The sequence below is a fragment of the Nocardiopsis sp. NPDC007018 genome (assembly GCF_040635075.1).
Classification (GTDB): Bacteria; Actinomycetota; Actinomycetes; order Streptosporangiales; family Streptosporangiaceae; genus Nocardiopsis.
Window position 1 is genome coordinate 1 of record NZ_JBEYHA010000072.1, and the last position, 21,608, is coordinate 21,608.

Annotated in this window: 18 protein-coding genes and 1 pseudogene; 12 read left to right on the plus strand and 7 right to left on the minus strand. The window is 71.4% G+C overall.

Annotation, left to right across the window (positions count from 1 at the left end; all coding sequences use genetic code 11):
- A pseudogene (locus ABZ635_RS24995) lies at positions 1 to 94 on the plus strand (ATP-binding cassette domain-containing protein); the annotation flags it as partial.
- 117 nt (positions 95 to 211) lie between these two features.
- Here the strand turns inward: ABZ635_RS24995 and ABZ635_RS25000 are convergent.
- Complete coding sequence (locus ABZ635_RS25000) at positions 212 to 1,006, minus strand: hypothetical protein (RefSeq protein WP_357769392.1); 795 nt, start codon at positions 1,004 to 1,006, stop codon at positions 212 to 214.
- Between the two features lie 548 nt (positions 1,007 to 1,554).
- Between ABZ635_RS25000 and ABZ635_RS25005 the strand changes: the two genes are divergently transcribed.
- From ABZ635_RS25005 to ABZ635_RS25025, 5 genes are all read left to right on the plus strand, one after another.
- Positions 1,555 to 3,279 (plus strand): ABC transporter family substrate-binding protein, encoded by a 1,725-nt coding sequence (locus ABZ635_RS25005; protein WP_357769394.1) that lies wholly within the window; start codon positions 1,555 to 1,557, stop codon positions 3,277 to 3,279.
- Positions 3,280 to 3,409: 130 nt separating this feature from the next.
- A complete protein-coding gene (locus ABZ635_RS25010; RefSeq protein ID WP_357769396.1) occupies positions 3,410 to 4,921 on the plus strand; it encodes an ABC transporter permease in 1,512 nt (503 codons plus the stop codon).
- A 16-nt stretch (positions 4,922 to 4,937) separates the two neighbouring features.
- On the plus strand, positions 4,938 to 5,954 hold the full coding sequence (locus ABZ635_RS25015) for an ABC transporter permease (protein ID WP_357769398.1): 1,017 nt from the start codon (positions 4,938 to 4,940) through the stop codon (positions 5,952 to 5,954).
- The gene (locus ABZ635_RS25020) at positions 5,954 to 7,111 is read left to right on the plus strand and encodes an ABC transporter ATP-binding protein (RefSeq protein WP_357769400.1); all 1,158 of its coding nucleotides are present in this window, start codon (positions 5,954 to 5,956) and stop codon (positions 7,109 to 7,111) included. Before ABZ635_RS25015 ends, ABZ635_RS25020 begins: the two co-directional genes overlap by 1 nt.
- Positions 7,108 to 8,118, plus strand: a complete 1,011-nt coding sequence (locus tag ABZ635_RS25025; protein ID WP_357769401.1) for an oligopeptide/dipeptide ABC transporter ATP-binding protein — start codon at positions 7,108 to 7,110, stop codon at positions 8,116 to 8,118. Before ABZ635_RS25020 ends, ABZ635_RS25025 begins: the two co-directional genes overlap by 4 nt.
- An 83-nt stretch (positions 8,119 to 8,201) precedes the next feature.
- Here ABZ635_RS25025 and ABZ635_RS25030 read toward each other — a convergent pair whose 3' ends face one another.
- Positions 8,202 to 9,431, minus strand: coding sequence for an acyl-CoA dehydrogenase family protein (locus ABZ635_RS25030; protein ID WP_357769403.1), 1,230 nt, complete (start codon positions 9,429 to 9,431; stop codon positions 8,202 to 8,204).
- Positions 9,432 to 9,613: 182 nt separating this feature from the next.
- Here ABZ635_RS25030 and ABZ635_RS25035 point away from each other — a divergent pair, with 182 nt between their 5' ends.
- Positions 9,614 to 10,567 carry a Ku protein gene (locus tag ABZ635_RS25035; protein ID WP_357769405.1) on the plus strand — a complete coding sequence of 318 codons (954 nt, stop codon included), beginning with the start codon at positions 9,614 to 9,616 and terminating at the stop codon, positions 10,565 to 10,567.
- A 3-nt stretch (positions 10,568 to 10,570) separates the two neighbouring features.
- On the opposite strand, the gene ABZ635_RS25040 is transcribed toward ABZ635_RS25035, so the two are convergent.
- Positions 10,571 to 11,518: an ATP-dependent DNA ligase gene (locus tag ABZ635_RS25040; protein ID WP_357769419.1), complete on the minus strand. Its 948-nt coding sequence runs from the start codon at positions 11,516 to 11,518 to the stop codon at positions 10,571 to 10,573.
- A 164-nt stretch (positions 11,519 to 11,682) separates the two neighbouring features.
- On the opposite strand from ABZ635_RS25040, the gene ABZ635_RS25045 reads away from it, so the two are divergent.
- Positions 11,683 to 12,843 carry an alpha-hydroxy-acid oxidizing protein gene (locus tag ABZ635_RS25045; protein WP_357769407.1) on the plus strand — a complete coding sequence of 387 codons (1,161 nt, stop codon included), beginning with the start codon at positions 11,683 to 11,685 and terminating at the stop codon, positions 12,841 to 12,843.
- 97 nt (positions 12,844 to 12,940) lie between these two features.
- On the opposite strand, the gene ABZ635_RS25050 is transcribed toward ABZ635_RS25045, so the two are convergent.
- On the minus strand, positions 12,941 to 14,380 hold the full coding sequence (locus ABZ635_RS25050) for a helix-turn-helix domain-containing protein (protein ID WP_357769408.1): 1,440 nt from the start codon (positions 14,378 to 14,380) through the stop codon (positions 12,941 to 12,943).
- Positions 14,381 to 14,598: 218 nt separating this feature from the next.
- Between ABZ635_RS25050 and aceA the strand changes: the two genes are divergently transcribed.
- From aceA to ABZ635_RS25065, 3 genes are all read left to right on the plus strand, one after another.
- Positions 14,599 to 15,897 (plus strand): isocitrate lyase, encoded by a 1,299-nt coding sequence (gene aceA, locus ABZ635_RS25055; RefSeq protein ID WP_357769409.1) that lies wholly within the window; start codon positions 14,599 to 14,601, stop codon positions 15,895 to 15,897.
- 279 nt (positions 15,898 to 16,176) lie between these two features.
- Positions 16,177 to 16,422, plus strand: a complete 246-nt coding sequence (locus ABZ635_RS25060; protein WP_357769411.1) for a hypothetical protein — start codon at positions 16,177 to 16,179, stop codon at positions 16,420 to 16,422.
- A gap of 37 nt (positions 16,423 to 16,459) precedes the next feature.
- On the plus strand, positions 16,460 to 17,308 hold the full coding sequence (locus tag ABZ635_RS25065) for a type II CAAX endopeptidase family protein (RefSeq protein WP_357769413.1): 849 nt from the start codon (positions 16,460 to 16,462) through the stop codon (positions 17,306 to 17,308).
- A 19-nt stretch (positions 17,309 to 17,327) separates the two neighbouring features.
- Here the strand turns inward: ABZ635_RS25065 and ABZ635_RS25070 are convergent, their stop codons facing one another.
- Positions 17,328 to 18,596, minus strand: coding sequence for an MFS transporter (locus tag ABZ635_RS25070; RefSeq protein ID WP_357769415.1), 1,269 nt, complete (start codon positions 18,594 to 18,596; stop codon positions 17,328 to 17,330).
- A gap of 168 nt (positions 18,597 to 18,764) precedes the next feature.
- Between ABZ635_RS25070 and ABZ635_RS25075 the strand changes: the two genes are divergently transcribed.
- Positions 18,765 to 19,466 (plus strand): FadR/GntR family transcriptional regulator, encoded by a 702-nt coding sequence (locus ABZ635_RS25075; protein WP_357769421.1) that lies wholly within the window; start codon positions 18,765 to 18,767, stop codon positions 19,464 to 19,466.
- Positions 19,467 to 19,551: 85 nt separating this feature from the next.
- Here the strand turns inward: ABZ635_RS25075 and ABZ635_RS25080 are convergent, their stop codons facing one another.
- Positions 19,552 to 20,298: an RraA family protein gene (locus ABZ635_RS25080; RefSeq protein ID WP_357769423.1), complete on the minus strand. Its 747-nt coding sequence runs from the start codon at positions 20,296 to 20,298 to the stop codon at positions 19,552 to 19,554.
- A 224-nt stretch (positions 20,299 to 20,522) separates the two neighbouring features.
- Complete coding sequence (gene folP, locus ABZ635_RS25085; protein WP_357769417.1) at positions 20,523 to 21,431, minus strand: dihydropteroate synthase; 909 nt, start codon at positions 21,429 to 21,431, stop codon at positions 20,523 to 20,525.
- Between the last annotated feature and the right edge of the window lie 177 nt (positions 21,432 to 21,608).

Here is a 21,608-nt window from a genome sequence, read left to right on the forward strand (position 1 = left end):
CTTCTACGGACTCGTCGGCCCGAACGGCGCGGGCAAGACCACTTCGCTGACCATGGCCGTCGGGCTGCTGCGCCCCGACAGCGGCGGCGCCCGGGCGCCGGGGCGCCGTGGCGTGGGGGTCGTCGTCGGGCGCGGTCTGCTGAGCGTTTTCGAGGGCCACAAGGGTTCACCGTACTGGAGGGGACGCCCCGGCGGTCCGAGGCGAGGGCGCTCACCCTCGGGTTCGGATCGCGATCCAGGTCGCGCGGGCCACCGCCAGTGGACGGCCGTCCCCGTCGTGGAGGGCGCTGAGGGTGTGAACCTTGCGGCCGTCGACGGACTCCAGGTGGCCCATGACGACCGCGGTGGAGCCGACCGCGGGCGCGGCCAGCACCCGCGCCGTGATGCGACCGAGAACGATGGGGCGGCCGACGACGTCGCTGGACCAGCCGCCGGGGCAGTCCAGGGCGGCCCAGACCTGGGCGAGGGCGGCCGTCCCGTCACCGCCGTCCGTCTCCGGGCGCACGTGCCAGGGGCAGGCGACGGTGTTGCCGACCCCGTCAGGGCCCCCGCCCGGGCGCACCGATCCGGCGAACAGGCGCAGGCCGTCGCCCTCGGCGCGTTCGGGCCCGCAGGAGTAGCAGCGGGGGAAGGGGTGTTCGACCAGCCCGCCGTACCGCTGACGCGCCTCCCGGGCCTCGTCGGCGCCGACCGGACCGCCGGGGATCAGATCGGGGTCCAGGGGGTCGGCGACGACGGCCTCGGCCACCGGTCGGGCACGGTCGGCCGAGGCGGGGTCGGTCGAGGCGGGGTCGACCAGGAGCAGATCCCCGCCCGGGGCGTCCTCGACCAGGAGCGAGCGGTCCAGCGGCGGTGGCGAGCGCAGGGTGACCTGGACGGTGGGGCCGCCCGGTCCGGTGAGTCGCGCGGCGAGCAGTCCCGCACTGTAGCCTCCGTTGCCGGAGCCGTCGGGGCCGTTGTAGGCCGCCGGAACGGTGAGGGTGGGGGCGCCGTTGCCTGATGTCATGGGTCACAGGGTAACGGGGGCGTGCGGGGGCGGCGGCGGTCGTCCTCCGCTGGACGGCGGGAGGGGCGGGGCACGGAGCCGGTCGCGGGACCGCCTTCCTCCAGGCGTGCGCGACGACGCGGGCCGCCAAGGAAAGGAAGGGGAGTTCGCGCGGGCGGAGGTGGAAATGCGCGATAGCGGCGCTCCCTGCTTCCACATTCTTCTCTCTTCTTTCTCCCTTTTCGCCCGCCACACGAGCTGACTGGAACCACTCCGGGAAAAGGTCCGCGCTCCGTTTCGAGGTGCGCTCCGTCCTCTCATGGGATGACGCGACCAGGGACCATCCCATCGTCCCCATCGCCCGTCGAACCCGGTGATGATCACCGGACGAGCGGACGCCGGGCCGACCGTTTTCCTCCCCGAAGTTCTCTTTCTGCGCATTTTTCTCCCCCCATTCGCGTCAGGTGGATAACAGCACAAGCCGGACTATTGCCTCAGACCCACCCTCTGCCCAGAATCCGTTCTACTTCGATCCTGGATTCGTCCCCCGAGCGGCAGAGGAACACTGCGTGAGAATCACCGGGAAGATCACCAAGGCAACGGCCGTGGCGGCCGCGGGAGCGCTCGTGCTCTCCGCGTGCTCCACGTCGGACGGCGGCGACAGCGGCGCCTCCGCGGACTCCACGACCATCACCCTGGCGTGGGACCAGGAGTACGACAGCTTCAACAACACCACCGCCGGAGCCAACTCCAGCAAGAACGCCATCATCAACCACCAGCTGACCAGCGGCTTCTGGTACTACGGTGAGGGCGGAGCGGTGACGCCGAACACCGAGTTCGGGACCTACGAGCTGGTCTCCGACGACCCGCAGATCGTCGAGTACTCGATCCACCCCGACGCCGTGTGGTCCGACGGGGAGGACATCGACTGCGCCGACGCGCTGCTGTGGTGGGCCCAGCAGAGCGGCCGCTTCGCGTTCTCCTCCAACGGTACGGCGGGCACCGAGGACACCCTCCTGCCCGACTGCGATATCGGGGACAAGGACTTCGCCCTCGAGTACGAGGTCCCCTTCTCCGACTGGAACAGCAACGGACCGGGCAACGGCAACAACACCCTCATGCCCGCGCACGTGGTCGCCGACCAGGGCGGACTCACCGTCGAGGAACTCGTGGCGGCCATCCGCGACGAGGACCACGACGCCCTCGCCGAGTCCGTCGAGTTCTTCAACGAGGGCTGGACCGTCAGCGGAGCCCTGCCGGACCCCGCCCTCACCCCCTCCTCCGGCCCCTACCAGCTCGCCGGATACGAGGCCGGGCAGTCCCTGACCCTGGAGCCGAACGAGAGCTGGTGGGGTGAGGCCCCGGCCACCACCAACATCGTCGTGCGCTGGATCGCCTCCGACGAGCAGACCCAGGCCCTGGAGAACCGAGAGATCAACATCATGCGGCCCCAGCCCACGGTCGACCTGATCAACCAGATCGAGGCCCTGGCGGGCGTGGAGTACCAGGTGTACGACGAGTACATCTACGAGCACCTCGACTTCAACTTCGACTCCAGCCCCTTCGAGGACTACGACCTGCGCGAGGCCTTCGCCGAGTGTGTCCCCCGCCAGCTCATCGTGGACAACCTGATCAAGCCGGTCCAACCGGACGCCGAGACGATGGACGTCCGCAACATCGCGCCCTTCGACCCGGGCTACGCGGAGGCCGTGGCCGCCAGTGGCGGCGACCAGTGGGCCGAGGTGGACCTCGACCGCTCCCGCGAACTCCTGGAGGAGCTCGACATGGTCGGCCAGGAGGTGCGCCTCGGCTTCATCGGCGGCAACCCCCGCCGCCAGCAGACCGCCGAGCTGATCAAGGACTCCTGCGACCAGGCCGGGTTCGACGTACAGATCAACGGCGAGGACACGTTCTTCGACACCGACGGCGGGCTGTCGCAGAACACCTACGACGTGGCCATGTACGCGTGGTCCGGGTCGGCCCAGGTGAGCAGCTGGAACTCCACCTTCCGCTCCCCTGAGGAGTGCACCGGCGAGGCCAAGGGCAACAACAACGGCTGCTACTCCAACGACGAACTGGACGGGCTGCTGTCCGACGTCCTCCAGGAGGCCGACTCCGACGCCCAACTGGAGATCATCAACGAGATCGAGACGATCCTCTGGGACGACCTGGTGACGATCCCGCTGTTCAGCCACCCCGGCACCGCCGCGTGGAGCGACAACGTGGAGAACGTCGTCCCCAACCCCGCCCAGACCGACATCGTCTGGAACGTGTGGGACTGGTCGGTCCGCTAGCCCCCGCCCACAGCGCGTGAGGCCGCGCCGTCCGGTCCCCTCCCGGACGGCGCGGCCCCGACCACGGTCCCGCGAGGCCGCTGCCGTCGGGCGCGCGTGAACGTCCCACTGCCCCCAGGAGTCAGCACACGTGCTCGTCTTCATCGCGCGAAGGCTCGTCGTCTCGGTCTTCGTGCTCTTCGCCGCGACCTTCGTGATGTTCGTCCTCGCGACCAACACCGGGGACCCGCTCGCCGACCTCAGGGAACTCCCGGAGAACGCCCGCGAGGCCGCCATGGCGGAGCGGACCGAGCGGATGCGCCTCGACCTGCCCGTCCACGCCCGTTACCTCCTCTGGCTCGGCGCGGTCGCCACGGGCGACTTCGGTGTCAACCGCCAGGGCCAGGACGTCAACGTCCTGCTCTCGGACGCCGTGTCCGCCACCATGCAGCTGGTGGTGGCCGCCACCCTCCTCGCGATCATCATCGGCATCGCCATCGGCATCGTGTCCGCGCTGCGCCAGTACAGCGGCTTCGACCACTCGGTGACCTTCGGCGCGTTCGTCGCCTTCTCCCTGCCGATCTTCTGGGTCGGGGTGCTGCTCAAGCAGTACGGAGCCATCGAGTTCAACAACTGGTTGGAGCAACCGGTCATCCCCGCCCCGCTCATCGTCGCGGTGGCGCTCGCCGCCGGTCTGGCCTGGAGCTCCCTGGTCGTCGGCGACCGCAGGACCCGGGTGATCGCGTTCGCCGGAGCCGCCGCCGCCACGGCGGGGGTGCTCACGTTCGTCTCGGTCACCCGGTGGTTCACCGACCCCGGTCTGGGTCCGGTGGTGGTGGCGATCAGCGCGTTCGGAGCCGCGGTGGGCTTCAGTGTGCTCATCTCCGGTCCGCGACCGAACCGTCCCATGTACGCCGCGCTGGCCTCGGCCGGGACCGGCACGGTCCTGTACTTCGCCCTGTCACCGGTCCTGGCCGACCCCGGCCTGGTGGTCATCGTCGGCCTGGCGGCGGCCACCGTGGTCGTGTGCGTGGTCCTCGGCCACGTGATCGGCGGAGTGCTGTACCGGCGCGAAGCCGTCGCGGCGGCCCTGTGGACGGGCCTGTTCACCGGCGGAGTCATCTTCGTCGACCGCATGCTCCGCTCCTTCGCCTCCTACAGCGCCTCCATGCAGGGCCGCCCCATCTCGACGGTGGGGGCCAGCACCCCCAACTACCAGGGCACGTTCTGGGAACTGTCGCTGGACTCGGCGGGTCACCTGGCCCTGCCCACCCTGGCGCTGATCCTGGTCTCCCTGGCCACCTACACCCGGTACAGCCGCGCCAGCATGTTGGAGGTGATGAACCAGGACTACGTGCGCACGGCCCGCGCCAAGGGTCTTCCCGAACGCACGGTCATGACCCGGCACGCCTTCCGCAACGGCCTCATCCCCGTCACCACCCTGGCCGCCTACGACTTCGGGACCGTGATCGGCGGGGCCGTGGTCACGGAGACGGTCTTCGGCTGGCGCGCGATGGGCCACCTGCTGCTCACCGGACTCAACGAGGCCGACCCCGCACCCGTCATGGCGTTCTTCGTGGTGGCGGGCGGCGCGATCGTGCTGTTCAACATGGTCGCCGACATCACCTACGCCTACCTCGACCCCCGGATTCGGCTGTCGTGACGGAGGGAGACACTCGATGACGACGCACCACGGCACACCGCCGCCCGACCCCGAGGGCGGACCGGCGGAGCCCGGGGTACCGGCCTCCGACGCGGCCCAGGGCCTGGACATCGCGGCCCGTACCCAGTGGCAACTGATCCGCTCCCGCTTCTTCCGGCACCGCGCGGCGCTCCTCGGCATGGTGCTGCTGGCCGGGGTGGTCCTGCTGTCCTTCAGTTCGATCGGCTTCGGTCCCGTACCCGGCTGGTGGGACAAGTCGCCCTCGGCGACGGGTCCGCTCAACGACGGCGGCGCGCCCACGCTCGGCCTCGTCCCGGGGTTCCTCGGCGGCTCGGGCGTGACCCTGGGGGAACACCCCTTCGGTCAGGACAACGTCGGCAAGGACTACTTCGCGCTGACCATGCGCGGCACCCAGGTGTCCCTCACCATCGCCTTCCTCGTCGGGGTCGTGGCCACCGTCGTGGGCACGGTCATCGGCGCCTGCGCGGGCTACTTCCGCGGCTGGACCGAGACGGTGCTGATGCGGGTCACCGACGTCCTCATCGCGATCCCGCTCCTGGCCATCACGGCGGCCGCCGCCAAGATCGCCGGTCAGGCGGGCATCCTCTACCTGGGCGTCGTCCTGGGGCTGGTGACCTGGACCCAGACCGCCCGTCTGGTGCGCGGCTCGGTGCTGTCCCTGCGCGAGAAGGAGTTCGTGGAGGCGGCGCGCTCGGTGGGCACGTCCTCGGCGCGGATCATCTTCAAGCACGTCCTGCCGAACACGGTGGGCGTGATCATCGTCAGCGTGACGCTCGCGATCGCGGCCGCGGTACTGCTGGAGTCCGCCCTCTCGTTCCTGGGTATGGGCGTGCAGCCGCCGGACACCTCTCTGGGCCGCCTCATCACCGACTACCGGAGCGCGATGGGCACCCGCCCCTGGTTGTTCTACTGGCCCGGCCTCTTCATCATCCTGATCGCGCTGTCGGTGAACTTCATCGGCGACGGCCTGCGCGACGCCTTCGACCCACGACAGAACAGGGTGCGTGACTGATGACCCGGACACCCCCCGTCCCACCTCCGCCGGGGACACCGCCGGGCCGGGCCGCGAGCCCCCCGGCCGGTGAGGCCTCCGGTGGGGCGCACACCGCCCGCACCCTCGCCGAGGCCCAGGCGCCCACCGAGCGCGAGGTGCTGCGGGTCGAGAACCTGTCCGTGGAGTTCCCCACCGACGACGGCGTGGTCCGCGCCGTCCGCGACGTCTCCTACACCCTGCGCGAGCGCGAGGTCCTGTCCATCGTCGGTGAGTCGGGATCGGGCAAGTCGGTCTCCTCCATGGCGCTGCTGGGCCTGCTTCCGCGCGGGGCGCGCGTCTCCGGTCGGGTGCTGTACCGGGGACGCGACCTGCTGTCCGTTCGGCAGAAGGAGCTGCGCTCCCTGCGGGGCCGCCGCATCTCGATGGTCTTCCAGGACCCCATGACCGCGCTCAACCCGGTGCACACGGTCGGGGACCAGCTGGCCGAGGCGGTGCGGGCGCACGACCTGGTACCGCCGAGGAAGGCGCTCGAACGGGCGCGGGAGATGCTCGACCTGGTGGGCATCCCCCAGTCGGCCCGGCGTCTGCGCAGCTACCCGCACGAGTTCTCCGGGGGCATGCGCCAGCGGGTGATGATCGCCATGGCGATCATCAACGGCCCCGACGTCATCATCGCCGACGAGCCGACCACGGCGCTGGACGTGACCGTGCAGGCGCAGATCCTGGAGAAGCTGCTGGAGGTCAAGGACGCCGTCAACGCGGCGATCCTGCTCATCACGCACGACCTGGGCGTGGTGGCGGGCCTGGCCCACCGGGTCCTGGTGATGTACGCGGGCCGTCCGGTGGAGATCGGCGACACCGACGAGGTGTTCTACCGGACCCGGATGCCGTACACGGCCGGGCTGCTCGGCTCGACGCCGTCGATGACCTCCGAGCGCGGCGAGCGCCTGCGCCCCATCCTCGGGACCCCGCCGTCGCTGATCCACCTGCCGCCGGGGTGCCCGTTCTCACCGCGCTGCCCGCTGGCCGACGACGCCTGCCGCGCGAGCGAGCCCGACCTGGCCCCGGTGGAGGGATCGGGCGGCGCCCACCTCGCGGCCTGCCACCACGGCGACCGGCTCATCGGAGTGGCGGACCCGACCACCTTCTTCCGCAACGGGGGGACGACGCGATGACGACCGCTTCACAGGAACGGTCCGCGCCGCCGGACCGGACCCCCCTGCTCGAGGTCCGCGACCTGGAGGTGCGTTTCCCCGTATACGGGAACGGCCTCCTGCGCCGGGTGGTCGGACAGGTGCACGCCGTGAACGGCGTGAGCCTGAGGCTGGCCGAGCGCGAGACCCTCGGCGTGGTCGGGGAGTCCGGGTGCGGCAAGTCGACCACGGGGCGGGCCATCCTCCAACTGGTGGCGCCCACCGCCGGGTCGGTCCGGTTCCGCGGCGAGGAGCTCACCACGATGTCCTCGTCGGGGATGCAGCGGGTCCGGCGCGAGGTCGGCATGGTCTTCCAGGACCCCTACGCCTCGCTCAACCCCCGGCTGCCGGTGAACGACATCATCGCCGAGCCGCTCAAGGTCCACCGGCGGTGGCGGGAGGGCGGACCGGGCCGGGTCGCCGAGCTGCTGCGCATGGTCGGGCTGAGCCCGGAGCACGGCAACCGCTACCCGCACGAGTTCTCCGGCGGTCAGCGCCAGAGGGTGGGTATCGCCCGGGCCCTGGCTCTGGAGCCCCGGCTGCTCGTACTGGACGAGCCCGTCTCGGCACTGGACGTGTCGGTGCAGGCGGGTGTGGTGAACCTGCTGGCGGAACTCCAGGAGCGGCTGGGGTTGTCGTACGTGTTCATCGCCCACGACCTGTCGGTGGTGCGGCACATCTCGGACCGGGTGGCGGTGATGTACCTGGGCGGGGTGGTGGAGACCGGCACCCGCGAGGACGTCTACGACCGGCCGTCGCACCCGTACACGGTCGCCCTGCTGTCGGCGGCCCCTTGGGCGAACCCGCGCACCGAGCGGACCCGGGAGCGGATCGTCCTGACGGGAGACGTGCCCAGCCCGGTGGACCCTCCCAGCGGCTGCCGGTTCCGTACCCGCTGTTGGAAGGCGCGCCAGGTGTGCGCGGAGGAGGCGCCGGAGCTGGTGGACCGGGGGGCGGGGCACCCGGTCGCCTGTCACTTCCCCGAGTAGCCCCGGCGGGGGCGGGCGTCCGCGGGGTGCCCGGGCGGCGGGGGTCCGACGCAGGGCCCCCGCCGCGACGCACCGCCCGTGCGTCAGCGGACGGGGAGGCCGGTGACGGTGCGGCCGATGATGAGCCTCTGGATCTCGCTGGCGCCCTCGAAGATGGTGAAGATGGAGGCGTCGCGGTGCCAGCGCTCGACGGGGTAGTCGCGGGTGTAGCCGTTGCCGCCCAGGACGCGTAGGGCGTTCTGGGTGACGTAGGTGGCGGTCTCGGAGGCGTAGAGCTTGCTCATGGAGCCCTCGGCCTGGGTGAAGTCCTTGCCCTGGCGGGCCATCCAGGCGGCTCGCCACACGAGGAGGCGGGCGGCGTCGATGCGGGTGGCCATGTCGGCCAGGAGGAAGGCCACGCCCTGGTTGTCGCCGATGGGGCGGCCGAACTGCTCGCGCTGGACGGAGTAGTCGCGGGCGTACTCGAAGGCGGCCCGCGCACAGCCCACGGCCATCACCCCCACACTCGGCCGGGAGGCCTCGAAGGTCCTCATGGCGGCCTGGCCCTTGGAGCGCTTACCCTCCCTGGCCCGTGCGAGGCGCTCGTCGAGCTTGTCCTTGCCACCCAGGAGGCACGACCCGGGAATCCGCACGTCGTCCAGGATCACCTCGGCGGTGTGGGAGGCACGGATGCCGTGCTTGGCGAACTTCTGTCCCTGGGACAGGCCGGGGGTGTTCGGCGGGACGACGAACGACGCCTGCCCGCGCGAACCCAGGTCCGGCTCCACGGAGGCCACGACGACATGGACGTGGGCGATGCCGCCGTTGGTGGCCCAGGTCTTGACGCCGTTGAGCACCCACTCGTCCTTGGCCTGGTCGTAGACGGCGCGGGTGCGGATCGCGGAGACGTCCGAACCCGCGTCGGGCTCGGAGGAACAGAAGGCGCCGAGTTTGACGTCGTCGGGGGTGCCGAACATCTGCGGCACCCACTCGAAGAGCTGTTCCTGGGTTCCGTTGGAGGCCACGGAGACCGCGGCCAGGCCGGTCCCGGTGATCGCCAGCGCGATGCCCGGGTCTCCCCAGTAGAGCTCCTCGAAGGCCACGGGAATGCCGAGTCCGGTGGGTTCCAGCCACTGGTTGGCGAAGAAGTCCAGGGAGTAGAGGCCGATCTTGGCGGCCTCCTGGATGATGGGCCAGGGGGTCTCCTCGCGCTCGTCCCACTCGGCGGCGGCCGGGCGGATGACGTCGGCGGCGAACCCGTGGGCCCAGTCCCGGACGTCGCGGACATCCTCGCTCGGTTCCATGCTGAAGGCGGGCGCGGTGGCGTCACTCATGCGCTGGCATCCTTTGTTGGTCCTCCGGGGGGCGGAGGGGCGACCATGAAGTGCTACCAACGGTAACAGTCGACCTGGACAGGCACAACGGTCCCCCACGCGCAAACGGGAGGGAGACGTGACGCGCACCTGTCCGGCGTTTGCCACCCCGCTCACACACTGGGAGGCAGGGGGTGTGAGCAGTGCCGGGAACCGTGTGGACCGGAACGATCAGCTTCGGACTGGTGTCCGTGGGGGTGCGCATGTACTCCGCGCGCGAAAGACACGGACCGACCGTCCACCAGTTCGTCCGCGGAACCAGCGCGCGCGTGCGCTACCAGCGCGTCAACGAGGACACCGGTGAGCGGGTGGCCAGCGAGGACATCGTCAAGGGCGCCGAGGTCGACGAGTCCGACTCCTACGTGCTCCTGGAACCCGCCGACATGGAACAGGTCCAGCCCGGGCGGAGCCGGACCCTCGAGATCACCGGGTTCGTCTCCGCCGAGGACGTCGACCCCCTGTGGTACGCCTCCACCTACTACCTCGGTCCGGACAAGAGCTCCGCGAAGCCCTACCGCCTTCTCCTGGCCGCCCTGGAGGAGTCCGGAAGGGCGGGGCTCGGCACGCTGGTCATGCGCAACCGGCAGCACCTGGCGCTGGTCGCGCCGCAGCAGGGCGTGCTCACCGCGAGCACCCTGTACTGGCCCGACGAGGTCCGCGACCCCGAGGACGTCATGCGGCCCCCGAACGGCGAGGTCGACCGGGGCGAGCTCCGGCTCGCGGCGCAGCTGATCGACGCCATGACCGCCGAGTGGGAGCCCTCGCAGTACACCGACGAGTACGAACGCAGGTTGGAGGAGTTGATCGCAGCGAAGGCGCGCGGCGGGACGGTCACCTACGAGGGCCGCGAACCCGAGGAGAAGGGCGAGGGCAAGGTGGTCGCGTTGGACGACGCGCTGCGCGCCTCGCTCCGCCAGCGCAGGAAGGACCGCGCGGGCTCCTCCGGACGGCACGGCCGCGCTCCGGCTCCGAGGTCCTCCGACGACCGCCGGCCGACCAAGGGCGAGCTCATGGAGCGGGCGAGGGAGCTCGACATTCCGGGGCGCTCCCGGATGACCAAGGAGGAGCTCGCCGACGCGGTCGCCGAGGCCGGATGAGCGCTACTCGGTGTCCAGGTCCCGGGGCACGTCCCCGGGCTGCAGGTCGGGCCGCGCGCGCAGGTAGCGCACGACGTGCCGCCACCGGCCCGCGACCTCGGCGGAGTCCGGGCACACCTCCACCACCAGGTCCGGGACGACCCGCGAGTAGTGCTGGCGTGAGCTCTCCCCCCACGTGGCCGCCAGGGTCCGGGGCCAGGGGTGGTCGTCGGTCTTGACCAGGTGCCCCGCGAGCTCCTCGGACTGCTCCGGAGCGAGGTCCCCGGTCCGTCCGGCCACGCGCAGCTCCCCGGTCGCGGAGTCCACCCGGCCGAGGATGAGGGCCCGCGGGGCGCGGGCGTGCCCGACGACCCCGCCCACGATCGCCTCGGTGGTGACGCGGTGCTTCCACTTGCGCCAGTCCCTGCGGCCCGGACGGTAGGAACGCCGCCCGTCCTTGACCATCACCCCCTCGACACCGACGGCGGGCATCTCCTCCCACCACTGCGAGGCGACGTCGGGGTTGTCGGTCTGCCAGCCGAGGGTGAGCGGCGAGGGCTGCTCGACCAGGCCCATCAGGCGCTCCAACTCCGCGCGCCGGTGGGACAGCGCACGGTGGGCGAGGTCCCGGCCGCCCGCCGCCAGCAGGTCGAAGACCACCAGGTGGCAGGGTTCCGTGCGGCCCTGGGCCCGGGCCTGGCGGGCCGAGGCTCCGTTGCGCCGCAGGAGGGCGCCGAAGTCCAGCCGCCCGTCGGGCGCCCAACGGACGATCTCCCCGTCCAGCAGGACCCCCTCGGGCAGCTGCCGGGCCAGGGCGTCCGCGATCTCCGGGAACCGCTGCGAGAGCGTGCGCCCGTGCCTGCTGGTCATGCGCACGGGCCCGGTCGAGGCCAGGCAGCGGAAACCGTCCCACTTGGGCTCGTAGAGCAGGTGCTCACCGGTGGGAAGTCGGTCGACGGCGCTCGCCAGCATCGGTTCCACGTGTGGCCCGTACCCCGCTCCGGCTCATCGGGAGACCAATTCCCCGCTAAGGCCCGCACCCCGCTCCCCCGGCCGCGGACCCTTGACACGCGTACGCGCCCGTCTGAATGATGCGGGTCACACCCGCCCCTCCCACCCCCGACCCGGAGGCGACCTTGGCCCCGCAGCACGGCGACTACCAGCTGGAGATCTACCTCAACGGCCTCACCGGAGCCGTCCCCCCGCATCCCATGACCTTCCCCGAGCTGGAGCGCCGGGCCGAGCGCGCGCTCCCGCCGCGCGTGTGGTCCTACGTGGCGGGCGGCGCGGGCGACGAGCACACCCAGGAGGCCAACGCCGAGGCCTTCCGCCGCTGGGGGCTCTATCCCCGCATGTTCGTGGGAGCCCGTGAACGCGACACCGGCGTCGACCTGTGCGGGGTCCGGCTCCCCTCACCGCTGCTGATGGCCCCGGTCGGGGTGGTCGGCCTGTGCGCCCAGGACGGGCACGGCGACCTGGCCGTCGCCGACGCCGCGGCGCGTACCGGGGTGCCGATGATCGCCTCCACCCTGTCGCAGGACCCGCTGGAGGAGGTGGCCGCGCGGTTCGGCGACACCCCCGGCTTCTTCCAGCTGTACACGCCGACCGACCGCGAGCTGGCGGCCAGCCTGGTCCGGCGGGCCGAGGCGGCGGGGTTCGCCGGGATCGTCGTCACCCTGGACACCTGGGTCACCGGTTGGCGCCCGCGCGACCTGGCCACCGGTCACCTGCCGATGCTGCACGGGCACTGCCTGGCCAACTACACCTCCGATCCCGTCTTCCAGGGGCTGGTCGGCGCGGACGCACCGCGCGAGACGGTGACAGCGCAGTGGGCTGGCATCTTCGGCAACCCTTTGACCTGGGACGACCTTCCGTGGCTGCGGTCCCTCACCGAGCTGCCGTTGATCGTCAAGGGCGTGTGCCACCCCGACGACGCGCGGCGGGCGGCGGACGGGGGCGTGGACGCGATCTACGTCTCCAACCACGGCGGCCGCCAAGCCAACGGCGGCATCCCCGCCCTGGAGTGCCTGCCGGAGGTGGCCGCCGCCACCGACCTGCCGGTGATCTTCGACTCCGGTGTGCGCTCGGGCACGGACGCGGTCAAGGCCCTGGCCCTGGGCGCGACGGCGGTGGCGGTCGGCCGCCCCTACGTGTACGGGCTGGCGACCGGAGGCACGGACGGGGTCGTCCACGTGCTGCGGTCGATGCTGGCCGAGGCGGACCTACTCATGGCGGTCGACGGCTACCCGTCGCTGGGCGACCTCACTCCGGAGGCGCTACGGGACCTGCGCGCCTGAGCGGTCCGGACCCCGGGCAGGCCCGGGGTCCGGACCGGCGGCTGGGGGCGGCGCCGTGCGCGTCGCCCCCCTTCGCGCGAGTGCGGGGGCGGAAGGGTCAGTCCTGGCTGTGGGCCTCCAGGAAGGTGTAGACGTCGTGCTCGTCCACGCCGGGGAAGGTGCCGGAGGGCAGGGCCGAGAGCACGTGGGAGTGGGCGCGGGCCGAGGGCCACACGTTGCCCTCCCAACGGCTGGCGAGCCGGGCGGGCGGACGTACGCAGCACTCGCCGTTGGGGCAGTTCGACTTGGTGCGGTTGGTGGTCTCGCGACCGCGGAACCAGCGGGACTCCTTGTAGGGCACGCCCAGGGTGATGGCGAAGTTGCGTTCGCGGCTGGGGTCCACGTGCGCCACGCACCAGTGGGTGCCGTTGGGCTTGTCGGTGTACTGGTAGTAGATCGAGTAGCGGTCCGGCGACTGGAAGACCTGGCGGCCCGACCACTGGCGGCACATGCGCTGCCCCTCGATGGCGCCGGTGTCGTCGGTGGGGAAGACCAGTCCGTCGTTCTCGTAGGCCTTGTAGATGATGCCGGTCTCGTCGTTGCGGATGAAGTGGCAGACCAGGTCCAGGTGGCGGTGGGCCAGGTTGGTGAACCGGTGCGCGGCCATCTCGTAGGAGACGGAGTAGACGTCGCGCAGGTCCTCCACGGACAGGTCGCGGGCCTTCTTGGCCTCCTGGAGGTAGGTGACGGCCGTGCTCTCGGGGATCAGGACCGCGGCGGCGAAGTAGTTGGCCTCGACGCGCTGGCGCAGGAAGTCGCCGAAGTCGCTGGGCTGGTCGTGGCCGAGGATGACGTGGCCCAGGGTCTGGAGCAGGATCGTGCGCGGGCTGTGCATGCCCAGCGTGGTCTCGCGCTTGAGGTAGATGCGCCGGTTGACGTGGTCGGTGAGCGAGCGCACCGAACGGGGCAGGTCCTGCACGTACCTGAGGGAGAACCCGTGGTGGGTGGCGATCGCGAGGATCTGTCCCTGGGAGAGGGGGCCGGCCGTGTAGTTGACCGCCGAGAGGGTGTCGGCGGCGGCGGCCTCGATGGTCTCGAAGTAGTTGCCGCGCTCGCGCATCTGGCGGCGCAGGTCGGCGTTGGCCAGGCGCGCCTCCTCGGGGGTGGCGGTGGGCTTGGCGTTGCGTCTCTTGAGCTCGTCGTAGAGCCCCACGATGTGTTCGAGGACGTCGTTGGGGACCCGCTTGCCCACCTTCAGGTGCGGGAGGTGGAGGCCCTGGTACAGGGAGTCGCGCTGGGCCTCCTCCACCGCGATCTCCAGTTGCGCGCGGCGGCTCGGGGGCTGCTTCGACAGGAGTTCCTCAACGGACACCTCGAGGGCCGAAGCCAAAGACGTGAGCAAGGAGAGCTTGGGCTCACGTTTTCCGTTCTCCAGCAGGGAGAGCTGGGAGGGCGCCCGCCCCACGCGTTCCCCCAGGTCGGACAGGGTCAGGCCGCGCGCCTTGCGCAGATGACGGAGCCGCTGGCCAAACGTGACGAGATCCAGGTCACCCGTCAAAGACGGTATTTCTTCAGCACCAAAGTACGCCATGGCTTCATCTTACGGAAAGAAACAACGATCTTCACCCGATTTCGAGTGGAAAACCCTTGGAACTTGCCCAAGAATCATAGTTACCGGCGGGGAACTTACCGCTCAGGGTTCAGCCCCTGACCCCTGGCAGGCCTCCCTCGACCGGCGCGAAGACCTTGGGGACTACACGTAAGGCGGGAACGAACATGAGCACGAGCGCTCGACGTCAGGAAGCCAGCGCCGCACTCCAGCGCGACTGGGAGACCAACCCCCGGTGGGCCGGTATCGAGCGCACCTACTCCGCCGACGACGTCGTCAAGCTCCGCGGTTCGGTCACCGAGGAGCACACCCTGGCCCGCCGCGGCGCCGAACGCCTGTGGGACCTGCTCCACACCGAGGACTACGTCAACAGCCTCGGCGCCCTCACCGGCAACCAGGCGGTCCAGCAGGTCCGCGCCGGACTGAAGGCCATCTACCTCTCCGGTTGGCAGGTCGCGGCCGACGCCAACCTCTCCGGCAGCACCTACCCCGACCAGAGCCTCTACCCGGCCAACTCGGTCCCGGCCGTGGTCCGCCGCATCAACAACGCGCTCCTGCGCGCCGACCAGATCACCTGGTCCGAGGGCGACGACAGCGCCCCCGAGTGGCTGGCGCCGATCGTGGCCGACGCCGAGGCCGGTTTCGGCGGCGTCCTCAACGCCTACGAGCTCATGAAGGGCATGATCGCCTCGGGCGCCGCGGGCGTGCACTGGGAGGACCAGCTCGCCTCCGAGAAGAAGTGCGGCCACCTGGGCGGCAAGGTCCTCATCCCGACCAGCCAGCACGTCAAGACCCTCAACGCCGCCCGCCTCGCTGCGGACGTCGCCGGTGTCCCGTCCCTGGTCATCGCGCGGACCGACGCCCAGGCCGCGACCCTGATCACCAGTGACATCGACGAGCGCGACCAGGCCTTCACCACCGGCGAGCGCACCGCCGAGGGCTTCTACCGCTTCCGCAACGGCGTCGAGGCCTGCGTGGCCCGGGGTCTGGCCTACGCCCCACACTCCGACCTGCTCTGGATGGAGACCGCGACCCCCGACCTGGAGGTCGCCCGCGACTTCGCCGAGCGCATCAAGGCCGAGTACCCGGACCAGATGCTGGCCTACAACTGCTCGCCGTCCTTCAACTGGAAGCGTCACCTCGACGACGCCACCATCGCCAAGTTCCAGCGCGAGCTGGGCCACATGGGCTACAAGTTCCAGTTCATCACCCTCGCGGGCTTCCACTCGCTCAACCACTCGATGTTCAACCTGGCCAAGGGCTACGCGGCCAACGGCATGACGTCGTACGTCGAGCTCCAGGAGGCCGAGTTCGCGTCCGAGGCCGACGGTTACACCGCCACCCGCCACCAGCGCGAGGTCGGCACCGGCTACTTCGACGCGATCAGCACGACCATCTCCCCCGAGGCCAGCACCACGGCTCTCACCGGCTCCACCGAAGAAGACCAGTTCTCAGCGGCTCACTGACCCTGGTCTTCGTTCCCTGAGGCCGTCCCTCCCCGCTTTCGTGGCTGGGGCGGGGCGGGACGGCCTCCCCCCTGGCCGTCGGCCATGCGCGGTCCGTGTCACTCGCGCATGACCGGCGGCCCTCTCGTGTGCCCAGGCCCTCCCCAGGAGCGGTCCGCGCGTATACGGTGACTCCGAACGACGAAAGAGACGGGAGTCACGCGCCCGCCCCCGACCGCCCCCACGGTCGAGCGTGCGCGCCCCGACCACCCGCACCCCACCCGACCACACGGAGCCGACGTGAAACCGGACGACACCAGCCGGGCGACCCTCGCCACGACCCGCCGCGCACTGGCGGCGGGTGCGATCGCCGCCGTGGCCGTGTTCGGCGCGGCCGCCTGCGAGAACACCGACGACCTCGAACAGGAGGTCCGGGACGGGATCGAGGAGGAGGTCGAGAAGAACATCGAGGAGGGCATCGACGACGTCATCGGCGGCGATGACGAGGGCGGTGACGAGGAGGACGACGCCGGGGACGACGACTAGGGCGGCGCTCCGCCTCCGCAGCGCGTAGATTCGACGCGTGACCGACAGAACCGAGCCGGACCCGCGCGCCTCCCAGCCCTCCCCCGCCGACCCCGGCGCGGGGACGCGCGCGGGCGCCGCCGTCCCGCGTGCGCTCGCCAGCCGCTCCCTCCTGCGTTGGGAGGTGCTGTGCGTCCTCGCGCTCTCCCTGGGCGCCGCCGCCGTGTCGGCGACCATCACCTTCCTGGGCGTGCTCACCGCACCCGAGTCGATGGCCGACCAGACCGCCAGCCTCGTCCGATCGCGCGCCGAGGGACGCCCGTGGCTCGACCTCTCCTTCCAGCTGTACGCGGTGGTCTTCGCCTGCGCGCCCGTGGCGATGGTCGTGTACCTGCTGCACCGGGGCGGCGAGTCCGCGCGCACGGTCGGCTTCGACCTGCGCCGACCGGGCTTCGACACCTGGAGCGGGCTGGCCCTGGCCGCGCTGATCGGCGCGGGCGGGCTGGTCGTGTACCTGGTCTCCTGGCAGCTGGGCCTCACCCGCACCATCGTGCCCAGCACGCTGCCGGGCCACTGGTGGGACACCCCCGTCCTGGTGCTCCAGGCGCTGAAGAACGGCGTCCTGGAGGAGGTGATCGTGGTCGGCTACCTACTGCACCGGCTCGGCCAGATGGGCTGGTCGCCGTGGAGGGCGGTCCTGGCCAGCTCGGTCCTGCGGGCCTTCTACCACCTGTACCAGGGGGTGGGGATGTTCTTCGGCAACCTGGTCATGGGGCTGGTGTTCGGCTGGTTCTACCTGCGCTACGGGCGGGTCATGCCGCTGGTGGTCGCGCACACGGTGATCGACGTGGTCGCGTTCGTCGGCGCGGTGTACCTCATCGGCCGGATCGACTGGCTCCCGGTCTGAGCCCCGGCGGGTCCGGTGCTCAGGCCCGCCGGCCTTCCCTCTCGGCGATGGCGTCCTCCAGGTAGCGGGGGCGCCCGATCAGCAGACCCACGACGAGGTTGACGAGGACGAGGCAGATCACCATCGCCATGGGCGCGTGCCAGTCGCCGCTCACCTCGTGCAGGAGCCCGAACAGGAACGGCCCGGCGCCGCCGAACAGGTAGCCCAGACTCTGGCTGGAGGCGGACATGGCGGCCGTGCCCTCGGCGGTGCGGGTGCGCACCGCGAAGATGGTCAGCGCCATGACGAAGCTGCCCAGGCCGACGCCGACGAGGGTGGTCCACACCCAGGTGCCGTTGAGCGGGGCCACCCACATCCCGGTGAACCCGGCCAGGTAGGCGGCGACGAAGAGCACCACGAAGGGGCGCTGGTCGCGGACCCGGACGATGAGCGAGGGCATGACCAGCGACATCGGGATGCCGAGGGCGGTGAGGTAGGCCAGCATCACCCCGGCCGACTGGGCGTCCAGTCCCTGGTCGCGGAGCATCTGCGCGAACCAGCCGAACATGATGTAGGCGATCGAGGACTGGGTGCCGAAGTACAGGACGCCCTGCCACCCGATCCCGGTGCCGAGCACCTGTCGGACGCTGAGGGCCCGGCGCGCGTCGCCGGGAGCGGGCTCGTGGCGCAGGGCCAGCAGCCACGGGAGCGCCGCGACCAGACCGAAGAGGGCGTAGGAGCCCAGGGCGATCCGCCAGTCACCGGTGGCCTGCTCCAGGGGGACGGTGGCGGCGGCCGCGATCGCGGTGCCGACCGCCAGACCAGTGGTGTAGACGGTGGTCATCAGGCCCACGCGGTGCGGGAAGTGCTGTTTGACCAGGGCCGGGAGGATGACGTTGCCGACGGCGCCGCCGGAGAGCGCCACCGCGCTCAGGGTGAGGAACAGCCAGGGTTCGGGAGCCATGGCCCGCGTGACGAGGCCGAGGGTGACGGCGGTCAGGGCGAGCACGAGCAGGCGGTGGGAGCCGAGGCGGCGGGCGAGCATGGGCGTGAGGCCGCCGAAGACCGCGAAGCACAGGACGGGGAGCGTCGTGAGGGCGCCGGCGCCCACCGCGGTCATGCCCAGCCCCTGGGTCACCTCGTCGAGGACGGGACCCACGCTGGTGATCGCGGTGCGCAGGTTGAGCGCGGCCAGGGCGATGGCGACGGCGATCAGCACGAGAGCCGCGCGGGACGCGGCTCCGGGGCGGTCGGTGTCGGCAAGGGGGGTGCCCTGCGCGGTGTTCGCGCGCGTGGGGGTGACGCTCATAGGACGTGGCTCACAAATTCGTAGGATGACCCCATGTACTTCATGAGGATAACGCATTGCCGTTCGGTGCCGATTCCCGCGCCCAACTGGTCTAGGCTCCGTCCTTAACCGTTCCCTACCCGTGCGCTGGGCCTGTCATCCGGCGACCCGCCCCTAGGAGGTATGAGCGTGCCCCTCGCGTCGACACGCCGGACCGGTCTCGTCGACCAGGTCATCAGTCAGCTACGAGCTCAGATCGACTCCGGTGAGTGGGGCGTCGGCGACCGCATCCCCACCGAGTCCGAGCTGTCCGAACAACTGCAGGTCGGGCGCAACACCGTCCGCGAGGCGGTCCGGGCCCTGGCCCACGCGGGCCTGTTGGAGATCCGCCAGGGGGCGGGGACCTTCGTCCGCGCCTCCAGCGAACTCGGTGGCGCCCTGCGCCGCCGCCTGGAGCGCTCCCGCCTCCGCGAGAACCTGGAGGTGCGCCGCGCACTGGAGGTCGAGGCCGCGCGGCTGGCCGCCAAACGCCACAGCGAGGAGGACATGGCCGACATCGACCGCGCCATGGCCCTGCGCGAGGAGGCCTGGCGGACCAAGGACATGGGCGCCTTCGTCGAGGCCGACTTCACCTTCCACCGAGCGATCGTCAACGCCACGCACAACACCCTGCTGATCGACCTCTACGACGACATCGCCCAGGTCGTCTACGCCAGCATCGCGCACACCGCCTACGAGCAGAGCGCCGAGGCCTCCGACCGCCCCTCCTCGGCGACGGAGGGCATCGACCACAGCGGCCTCACCGAGGCCGTCCGCGCGGCGGACCCGATCCTGGCCTCCCGGGAGGCCACCTGCTACCTCGACGAGCTCCTGTCCCTCACCGAGGACTGAGCGCCCGGGAACGCATGCGGGGCCCGGAACCGGTACCGGTTCCGGGCCCCTGCCGTGTGTCGGCCGTCCCCGCGGGCCGGGGACGTCAGTCACCGCCGTGGACGTCGCCCACCGCGGAGCGCGGGCCCAGCCTCGGGCGGGTGTGCCCGTCGGGGGCCGCGCGGCCGTCGCGCCGCGCCCCGAGGTGGCGGGGCCGACCGCGCCGACCGGCACGGTCGGAGGCGCCCTCCCACCCGGTCACCCGGGACGGGTCCAGGTCCAGGAGGTCGAGGGTGCTCTCCCCCGCGCACACGGCGTCGATGAGCTCGCGGTCCCGTGAGACGCTGCTGAGGGCCTCGGTGATGATCGAGCTCACCTGCCCGCGCGGCAGGCACACCACGCCGTCGTCGTCGACCACGACCCAGTCGCCGCGCCGGACCGGCAGCGGCGCGGGGCCGCCCGCGTCCATGAAGACCTGTTGGCCCACCGAGCCCCCCGCGTCGTGTCCGGCCTCGCGCACCGCCACTCCGGCGCCGAAGACCGGCAGCTCACAGCGGGCGATCGCGGCGATGTCGCGCACGCAGCCGTCCAGGACGATCCCGGCCACCTCCCGTGTCCGGGCGGCGACCGCGAGGATCTCGTCCACGTAGCCGTACTCGGACTCCCCCGAGACGTCCACCACCAGGACGGAGCCCGGCGGAGCCTGGGCCACCGCCACGTGCAGCGCGAGGTTGTCCCCGGGTGCGCAGCGGACGGGGAAGGCGCTCGCGGCGATCGCGGCGCCCGGCCAGACGGAGAAGAGGTGGGTGCCGAAGGGCCGCCCGCCGCAGCGGGCCAGGGCCACCGTTCCCACAGCCGTCAACGTCTCTGCAAGCGCCACGTCAGCCTCCATTACACCCGCGCCCGGTGCGGTCGGTTCGGACCGACCCCTTCTATACTCGCGGGTAACTTAAACGTGACGCAAGGCATGCGCGCCCGAAACACGTAAAAATGCTACCGATGGTTACATCTGAGCCCCGACCGTGTCCGCGCGGCCACCATCGGTGACCCCTGCCTGGCCGGGCGACCAGCGCGTTCTCAGACCACCGCCGCCACCGCGTCCAGGGCGGCACGGGCCGCGGCCACGTCGTGGACCCGGAACACCCGTGCCCCCTCCCGGGCCGACACCGCCAGCGTCGCCAGGGTCCCGTCACCGCGCTCGGTCACCCCGGCACGGAGCGTCTCCCCCACGAAGTCCTTGTTGGACACCGCCACCAGCACCGGCCACCCCGTGGCCGACAGCTCGCCCAGACGACGGGTGAGTTCGAGCGAGTGGTAGGTGTTCTTGCCGAAGTCGTGCGTGGGGTCGATCATCACCCCGTCCGGACGCACCCCCACCGACACCGCCCGCTCGGCCAGGGCGCACACGCCCGAGACCACGTCGGCGACCACGTCGGCGTACCGGACCCGGTGCGGGTCGGTACGCGGCGCCAGCCCCCCGCTGTGGCTGCACACCAGACCGGTGCCGTACTCCGCGGCCACCCGCGCCAGATCCGGGTCGGCACCCGCCCAGGTGTCGTTGATCATGTCCGCGCCCGCCTCGGCGCAGGCCCTGCCCACACCCGACCGCCAGGTGTCCACCGAGATCACCACGTCCGGGTGGCGGGCGCGCAGCTCACGCACGAACGGCACGGTGCGGCGCGCCTCCTCCGCCTCGTCCACGTGCGCGCCGTACCCGGCCTTGACCCCGCCGACGTCGATGACGTCGACCCCCGCCGCCACGGCGTGGTCGGCCGAGGCCAGCGCGGCCTCCAGGGCGTAGGTGGCGCCCCGGTCGTAGAACGAGTCGGGGGTCCGGTTGATCACCCCCATCACGGCGTAGCGCCGTCCCGCGAAGGTCCGCCCCCGCAGACGCAGGGTCCCGGGGCCGGGCACCGACGCGCGCCCGCCCCCCGGCCCCGGTCCCGGGTCCGCCGCCGTCTCGGGTGTCCGACCGTCCTTCACCATGGCTCCATCCTGGGGTAGGGGCGGCGCGGTCGGCGACCCGACCCACCCGGTCGGCGACCGGACACGAACCGAGCGCGGGGCCCGCCCCCGCCCGGGCCCCGCCGCACCCCGCTAGGGAGAGCACAACACAGAACAACACTCACACCCAGGGTAAAAGCGGATTGCCGCTTTAGGGTT